The sequence below is a fragment of the Acinetobacter sp. UBA3132 genome (genome assembly GCF_002364825.1).
Classification (GTDB): Bacteria; Pseudomonadota; Gammaproteobacteria; order Pseudomonadales; family Moraxellaceae; genus Acinetobacter; species Acinetobacter schindleri.
Map to the genome: position 1 here is coordinate 1 of NZ_DEZM01000130.1, position 7,334 is coordinate 7,334.

The 7,334-nt window shown below is 44.7% G+C and carries 7 protein-coding genes; 5 read left to right on the forward strand and 2 right to left on the reverse strand.

The genetic code is table 11. The annotated features are described in order from the left end of the window. Window positions 1-2: 2 nt before the first annotated feature. From B4033_RS06775 to putP, 5 genes are all read left to right on the forward strand, one after another. Window positions 3-608 (forward strand): 1-acyl-sn-glycerol-3-phosphate acyltransferase, encoded by a 606-nt coding sequence (locus B4033_RS06775; RefSeq protein WP_286832810.1) that lies wholly within the window; start codon window positions 3-5, stop codon window positions 606-608. Between the two features lie 62 nt (window positions 609-670). Next, window positions 671-1,588: a patatin-like phospholipase family protein gene (locus B4033_RS06780; protein ID WP_103800531.1), complete on the forward strand. Its 918-nt coding sequence runs from the start codon at window positions 671-673 to the stop codon at window positions 1,586-1,588. Window positions 1,589-1,687: 99 nt separating this feature from the next. Next, a complete protein-coding gene (locus tag B4033_RS06785) occupies window positions 1,688-2,149 on the forward strand; it encodes an NfeD family protein (protein WP_004810952.1) in 462 nt (153 codons plus the stop codon). Between the two features lie 23 nt (window positions 2,150-2,172). Continuing rightward, window positions 2,173-3,027, forward strand: a complete 855-nt coding sequence (locus B4033_RS06790; RefSeq protein ID WP_004810953.1) for an SPFH domain-containing protein — start codon at window positions 2,173-2,175, stop codon at window positions 3,025-3,027. Window positions 3,028-3,242: 215 nt separating this feature from the next. Further along, the gene (putP, locus tag B4033_RS06795) at window positions 3,243-4,733 is read left to right on the forward strand and encodes a sodium/proline symporter PutP (protein WP_286832812.1); all 1,491 of its coding nucleotides are present in this window, start codon (window positions 3,243-3,245) and stop codon (window positions 4,731-4,733) included. 64 nt (window positions 4,734-4,797) lie between these two features. Here the strand turns inward: putP and B4033_RS06800 are convergent, their stop codons facing one another. Then, on the reverse strand, window positions 4,798-5,706 hold the full coding sequence (locus tag B4033_RS06800) for a polyprenyl synthetase family protein (protein ID WP_108619268.1): 909 nt from the start codon (window positions 5,704-5,706) through the stop codon (window positions 4,798-4,800). Window positions 5,707-5,950: 244 nt separating this feature from the next. Then, window positions 5,951-7,150, reverse strand: coding sequence for a 2-methylaconitate cis-trans isomerase PrpF (gene prpF / locus B4033_RS06805; RefSeq protein ID WP_286832813.1), 1,200 nt, complete (start codon window positions 7,148-7,150; stop codon window positions 5,951-5,953). Window positions 7,151-7,334: the final 184 nt, after the last annotated feature.

Sequence of the window (7,334 nt, forward strand, 5' to 3'; positions counted from 1 at the left end):
ACCTGCCTGCTTTAGTCCCTGGGCGTGGCAGTAAATTCAGCCGGACATTTTATAAAAAGCTTTTTCTTGCTCAAGGCTGGAAAATGGAAGGTGAATTTCCAAATCTGCCAAAAGCAGTTGCCATCATTTCTCCGCATACCTCTAATATTGATGCCTGGTTGGGCTTTAATGCTCTGCTCGGTCTCGGCATTCAGATCACGATTTTTGGCAAGGACAGTTTATTCCGTACACCACTGAAACCGATTCTGGAATGGATTGGTGTGGTTCCGGTGGTACGTGATACTCCTCAAGGACATACCCGACAGATTGTTGATATCATTAACAAGACTGATCGGATCTGGATAGGCATGGCACCTGAAGGTTCGCGTAAGGCACCGGAAAAAATCCGTAGCGGTTTTTATCATATTGCCAAAGCTGCCAATCTGCCGATTGTGATGTTTTCTTTTGACTATGACATTAAAACCATTCATATCCTGGGCGTATACCATTTAACCGGTGATTATGAATATGATCTGGAGCAGATCTATGCCCATTATGAAGGCAAGATCTCGGCAAAAAACCCGGACTGGATTGCCAAGCCTTTACAAAAACTGGTGAAAAAACGCTAGGCAAAATGTCTTTTTTTTGCTCTGATAACCATAATTTGCTTATTTAATCCTCTATTTTTAGAATGAAATTAATTCGTTATGCAATGATTGGGTGTTTGGGCCTGAGCCTTGCAGCCTGCGACAGAAGCCCATCGAAACCTGTTGTTACCCCGACGCTTAAAGCCCGTGAACCTGTCATTGCCCTTGCCTTGGGTGGTGGCGGAGCGAAAGGTTTTGCCCATATCGGCGTGATTAAAGTCCTTGAATCACATGGAATTAAACCTAAAATTGTGACTGGAACCAGTGCCGGCAGTTTTGTCGGCAGTCTGTATGCCAGCGGTAAAACTCCATATCAGCTGCAACAAATTGCGCTTAATTTTAAAGAGGCGGATATTCGTGATCTGACTTTAAACCGTCAGGGCATTATCGCCGGTCAAAAGCTACAGGATTATGTAAATAAGAACGTGGCCAATAAACCCATTGAACAGTTCCCGATCCGTTTTGCTGCGGTAGCTACCCGCCTGGATAATGGCCGTAAGGCTGACTTTATCAAAGGCAATGCTGGCCAGGCGGTACGTGCCTCTTGCAGTATTCCAAATGTCTTTGTGCCAGCGGTGATTGGGGGTAACAAATATGTCGATGGTGGATTAGTCAGTCCAATTCCAGTGAAAACAGCCAAAGATATGGGAGCGGATATTGTCATTGCAGTTGATATCTCAGCGCGTCCGGATGCCAACAAAGCCATGAACATGTTTGGCCTGCTGGATCAGACCATTAATATCATGGGTCAGCAAAGTATTAATGAAGAACTGGCTCAGGCTAATGTGGTCATTCAGCCGAAGGTCGGACATATTGGTACACTGGATCTGAAATCGAGTAATGAAACGATTCTGGAAGGTGAAAAGGCGGCCCAGTTAAAAATCCGGGCCATTGAAAAGGCCATCAACGATTTCAGCAAGTCCCCAGCTGCATTACAACCGCCACGCAAGGCCAGGTTCTAAATCGGGATTGCAGGTATTCATCCGCTGCTGCATCTGCTACATTGAAGTGAAGATAAAAATCATGATGAATATTTAATTTTGAATTACATAGGTTAATTTATGCAATTTGTTCTTGAACCGTGGCACTGGTTTGTACTTGGCATTATCCTGATTCTGTCAGAGTTAATTCTGCCAGCATTTGCTGCACTCTGGTTTGGTATTGGGGCCATTATGGTGGGTATTCTGTACTGGATGTTCCCGATGATGGGACTGACCACGCAGCTGCTGACCTGGATCGTTCTCTCTGTGCTATGTACTCTGGCCTGGTTCAAGTTTATTAAACCGCTGTCTACAGACAAGACCAAAGCCGGACTGTCACGTGAAGCAACTATTGGTCAGGTGGGGATGGTGATTCAAACCAATCTGGATCACGGTCAAGTCAAAGTCCGCTTTCCACTCCCTGTCCTCGGTTCCGATGAATGGGAATGTCGTACCCTCAGTCCGGTACAAGTTGGCGACCGGGTTCGTGTGGTCGATATTCTCGGTAATGACCTGGTGGTACAACCACATAGCAATAATTAAGAAAAGGAAAAGGTGAAAAAGACATGAGTATAAGTTCTATTATTGTATTGGCCCTGCTGGTCTTTGTGGCCGTTACCATCTTTAAAGGTGTACGAATTGTTCCTCAAGGCTATAAATGGATTGTACAGCGTCTGGGTAAATACCATTCTACCCTGAATCCTGGTTTGAACTTCGTCATTCCTTATATCGATGAAGTTGCTTATAAAGTGACGACTAAAGATATCGTGCTGGATATTCCTTCTCAGGAAGTGATTACCCGTGATAATGCAGTCTTGCTGATGAATGCCGTAGCTTATATTAACCTGACTACACCTGAAAAAGCCGTATACGGGATTGAAAACTATTCTTGGGCGATTCAGAATCTGGTTCAGACTTCATTGCGTTCGATTGTCGGTGAAATGGATCTGGATGATGCCTTGTCATCTCGTGATCACATTAAGGCACGTTTGAAAGCCAGTATTTCGGATGATATTTCAGATTGGGGGATTACCCTGAAAACCGTAGAAATCCAGGACATCAAACCATCGCATACCATGCAGGCAGCGATGGAAGAACAGGCAGCGGCTGAACGTCAACGTCGTGCCACAGTAACTAAAGCCGATGGTGAAAAACAGGCAGCCATTCTGGAAGCAGATGGTCGTCTTGAAGCCTCACGTCGTGATGCGGAAGCACAAGTGGTATTGGCTGAATCTTCACAGCGTGCTATTGATATGGTGACTCAGGCGATTGGTGATAAAGAAATTCCTGTGGCTTACTTACTTGGCGAGCAATATGTAAAAGCCATGCAGGATATGGCGAAATCTCCAAATGCCAAGACTGTGGTCTTGCCAGCAGATATTATGAATACCATTCGTGGCGTTATGGGTCGCAACAATTAACTGTTAAGAAATATGAATCAAATAGGCAGTCGAATGACTGCCTATTTTCATTTAAATCAAGAAAATCTCAGCAAAGATTGTGAAATTATGGTTAAATTTCGCGTTTATTTTTGAAATCTTCTGGATTTAATGTTGCATGGCTTTCGGATTAAAGACCATAACATTTGCCATAATCCTTATTTCGATCTACTGTCCAACTTAAAAATGGATACCGTATGAGCTCCCTAAATCCAACCTTAATCACCTTTCTATTTTATATTGTTGCCATGATCGTGATTGGCATGATGGCTTATCGCGCGACAACAAACTTTTCCGACTACATCTTAGGGGGCCGACGTTTAGGTAGTTTTGTCACTGCACTTTCTGCTGGTGCTTCCGATATGAGTGGCTGGCTGCTGATGGGTTTGCCCGGGGCAATTTATCTTTCAGGTCTGTCTGAAATGTGGATTGCAATTGGCCTGATCATCGGTGCCTGGCTAAACTGGCTCCTGGTCGCTGGACGTTTACGTGTACATACTGAAGTACAGCACAATGCCTTGACCTTGCCAGATTATTTCTCGAACCGCTTTAACGACCAGAAAAAAGTTCTGCGTGTGGTTTCTGCATTCGTGATCCTGATTTTCTTCGCTATTTATTGTGCTTCAGGCATGGTTGCAGGTGCACGTCTGTTTGAAAGCATGTTTGAACTGCCATACAGTACTGCCCTCTGGATTAGCGCGATTGCGACGATCAGTTATGTATTCATTGGTGGCTTCCTGGCTGTCAGCTGGACTGACACGATTCAGGCGGGTCTGATGATCTTTGCTTTGTTGCTGACACCAATTGTGGCTATTTTATCTTTCTCCGATATGTCACAAATCACTTTGGCACTTGAAGCGGCTCGTCCACAAGCCATGAATGTCATGGGTGATCTGAGCTTTGTTGCGATTATTTCCTTATTGGCTTGGGGTCTGGGTTATTTTGGTCAACCGCATATTCTGGTGCGTTTCATGGCAGCAGATTCGGTGAAATCGATTCCGAATGCACGTCGTATTGGCATGACATGGATGATACTGTGTCTGGGTGGTGCGGTCGCAGCCGGTTTCTTTGGTATTGCTTACTTCCAGGCACATCCAGAACTGGCAAGTGTGGTCAATGCCAATCCTGAAACCGTATTTATGGAGCTGACTAAAATTCTATTCAATCCATGGATTGCCGGTGTAGTTCTGGCTGCGATTCTGGCTGCGGTAATGAGTACACTCAGCTGTCAGTTACTGGTGTGCTCAAGTACTTTGACTGAAGACTTCTATAAATCTTTTCTGCGTAAAAATGCCTCTCAGAAAGAACTGGTTTGGGTCGGCCGTTTGATGGTGCTATTGATTGCCCTGCTTGCGATCTGGATGGCGGGTAATCCGGAATCTAAAGTGCTTGGTCTGGTTGCTTATGCTTGGGCTGGTTTTGGTGCTGCATTTGGTCCATTGATTATCCTGTCACTGTTCTGGAAACGTATGACCCTGAATGGTGCCTTGGCCGGTATGATTGTGGGTGCAACTGTTGTGATCCTATGGAAAAACCTGTTTGCAGACACTGGTCTGTACGAAATCATTCCAGGTTTCATCTGTTCAATGATCACTATTATTGTGGTGAGCTTAATGGGCAAAGCGCCGACAGAAGAAATTACTGACCGTTTTGAACAGGCAGAACGTCTGTACAATGAAAGCAAATAAAATGAGCTGAAATAGAAAAGAGGACTAAATGTCCTCTTTTTTATGCGCTACATCCCTATGAAAATTAACTTTTGCGATGTAACAAAAACTGTGTAATCTGAGTCAATTCTTCAGCCTGACCTTCGAAGTGAGCCAAAGCATTTAAGGCTTGATCATGCAACTGCTTAGCATACTGTTTTGCCTGCTCGAGTCCCATAAGCGCAGGATAAGTCGATTTCTCTACCTGTTCATCCTTGCCTGCCGTTTTTCCTAATACTTCAGTATCAGAAATGATATCCAGAATATCATCCTGTACCTGGAAAGCCAGACCAATGGCCTGCCCAAATTCACGCAGTTTCGGAATCGCCAGATCCGTACCTTCAAAAATCGTCACCGCAGCCATCATGATGGCTGCTGAGATTAATGCACCGGTCTTATTACGGTGAATGGTTTCTAATGCTTCCTGGTCAATTCGTTTTCCTTCAGACTGCAGATCTAAAACCTGACCATTGACCATCTTGGAAGATGCTGTCGCCAGAATCTGCATCTGCTTTAATACAATTGCTGGCTCAACTGCAGGGCCCTGATCAAACAGACGGCTGCCTAAAATTTCAAAAGCCATGGATTGCAGAATATCGCCAGCAAGCAACGCGGTATCTTCACCAAAGGCAACATGACAGGTTGGTTGTCCACGACGCAGCAAATCATTGTCCATACAAGGCAGATCATCATGAGCCAGTGAATAGCAATGAATGAACTCGATTGCGACTGCAGCACGACGCACAGCAGCAGTGTTCTGATTTGGCTTGAGTGCGGCCGTGGCATAACACAAGGCTGGACGTACACGTTTTCCACCCAGCATCACTGCATGGTGTACGGCTGATTTCAGCGGCTCAGGAATGGCAAAAGCATCTAATGCTGTCAATAGGTCCTGTTGAATACGATGTTGTGCTTGAGTTAATGCATGGGTTGACAGCTCAGTTGTAGATGACACATTCGCCTCAGATTGGTTGTTCAATATATTTTCGATGACAAGAATAAAGAACTTGCCGCTTTATTCCTGCATTGTACCTCTAAATATCCTGAATTATCAGCTTGAAATCGTCTGCTGATTTTGCTCTATCAAGAGCCAAGATCATTTTTAATGAAAAGAAGCTATCTAGAATGTTAAAGGTGCTGCCCTGAATATAAAAACCATTGCGCGGACAATGGTTTTTATATGGCTAAAACTCAAGGCATCAGTTGTGTTCTTTTATCACATCTGCAGGCACACGTACCCAGCCTTCCATCAAGACACGCGCACTACGGCTCATGATGGCTTTCTTCACTTTCCATTCACCATTTTCCTGAGTAGCTTGTGCCCCAACGCGCAAAGTCCCTGATGGATGACCAAATCGCACCGCTTCACGCTCACCCCCACCTGCTGCCAGATTTACCAATGTTCCTGGAATCGCAGCTGCAGTGCCAATCGAAACCGCGACGGTTCCCATCATGGCATGATGCAGCTTACCCATCGATAAGGCACGTACCAATACATCGGTATCTAATTCGGTGATCGCTTTACCCCCTGAAGACACATAAGCTTTAGATTGTGACACAAAAGCAATTTTCGGCGTATGCTGACGTTGAGCTGCTTCAGTAATATCTGAAATCAGCCCCATTTTTAATGCGCCATAAGCACGAATGGTTTCAAATTTAGCGAGCGCTACCGGATCACTATTAATATCTTCCTGTAGCTCTGTGCCCTGATAGCCCAGGTCTTCAGCTTTCAGGAAAATTGTCGGAATACCCGCATTGATCAAAGTTGCTTCAAAGGTACCGTATTCTGGAACAACCAGCTGATCAACTAAATGACCTGTCGGAAACATGGCTCCACCCTCGGCATCATCATCGGCAGGATCCAAAAATTCGATCTGAACTTCAGCCGCTGGGAAGGTGACACCATCCAGCTCAAAATCACCCAGTTCCTGTACCTGCCCATTCACAATTGGCACATGGGCAATAATGGTTTTCTGGATATTGACCTGCCAGATCCTTACGGTGCAGATGCCGTTTTCCGGAATACGAGAGGAATGTACCAGACCATTACTAATCGCAAATGAACCTACACCCGCTGTCAGGTTGCCGCAGTTACCACTCCAGTCGACAAAAGGTCGGTCAATTGCAACCTGTCCAAACAGATAATCTACGTCATGATCAGGTTGCTGGCTTTTAGACAGAATGACCGTTTTGCTGGTACTGGAACTGGCTCCTCCCATCCCGTCAATCTGCTTGCCATAAGGATCTGGGCTACCAATCACACGTAAGAGTAACTGGTCTCTGATTTTGCCCGGCTGTTGTGCTGCAAGTGGAAGATCTTCCAGCTTGAAAAATACACCTTTACTGGTACCGCCACGCATATAGGTAGCTGGAATCTTGATTTGCGGGGCAAAACTCATCGTTATTATCTTCCTTTGTCTGATCTTTATTTTGTAAATGCAATGTAACTGAGGTTGAATTTGAGTATAGTATATTTATATCGTGATAAATTGACTGCAAGACCTTTGTATAAAAAAACAACATATACAACGGCTGTCTTTTTAATATTCGATGAGGAATATCAGATTCAATAAAATTAATATA

What these genes read in the sequence shown, in the direction of transcription:
- B4033_RS06780 (WP_103800531.1), top strand. Translation starts at nt 671, where the DNA reads ATGAAATTAATTCGTTATGCAATGATTGGGTGTTTGGGCCTGAGCCTT.
- B4033_RS06785 (WP_004810952.1), top strand. Translation starts at nt 1,688, where the DNA reads ATGCAATTTGTTCTTGAACCGTGGCACTGGTTTGTACTTGGCATTATC.
- B4033_RS06790 (WP_004810953.1), top strand. Translation starts at nt 2,173, where the DNA reads ATGAGTATAAGTTCTATTATTGTATTGGCCCTGCTGGTCTTTGTGGCC.
- putP (WP_286832812.1), top strand. Translation starts at nt 3,243, where the DNA reads ATGAGCTCCCTAAATCCAACCTTAATCACCTTTCTATTTTATATTGTT.
- prpF (WP_286832813.1), bottom strand. Translation starts at nt 7,150, where the DNA reads ATGAGTTTTGCCCCGCAAATCAAGATTCCAGCTACCTATATGCGTGGC.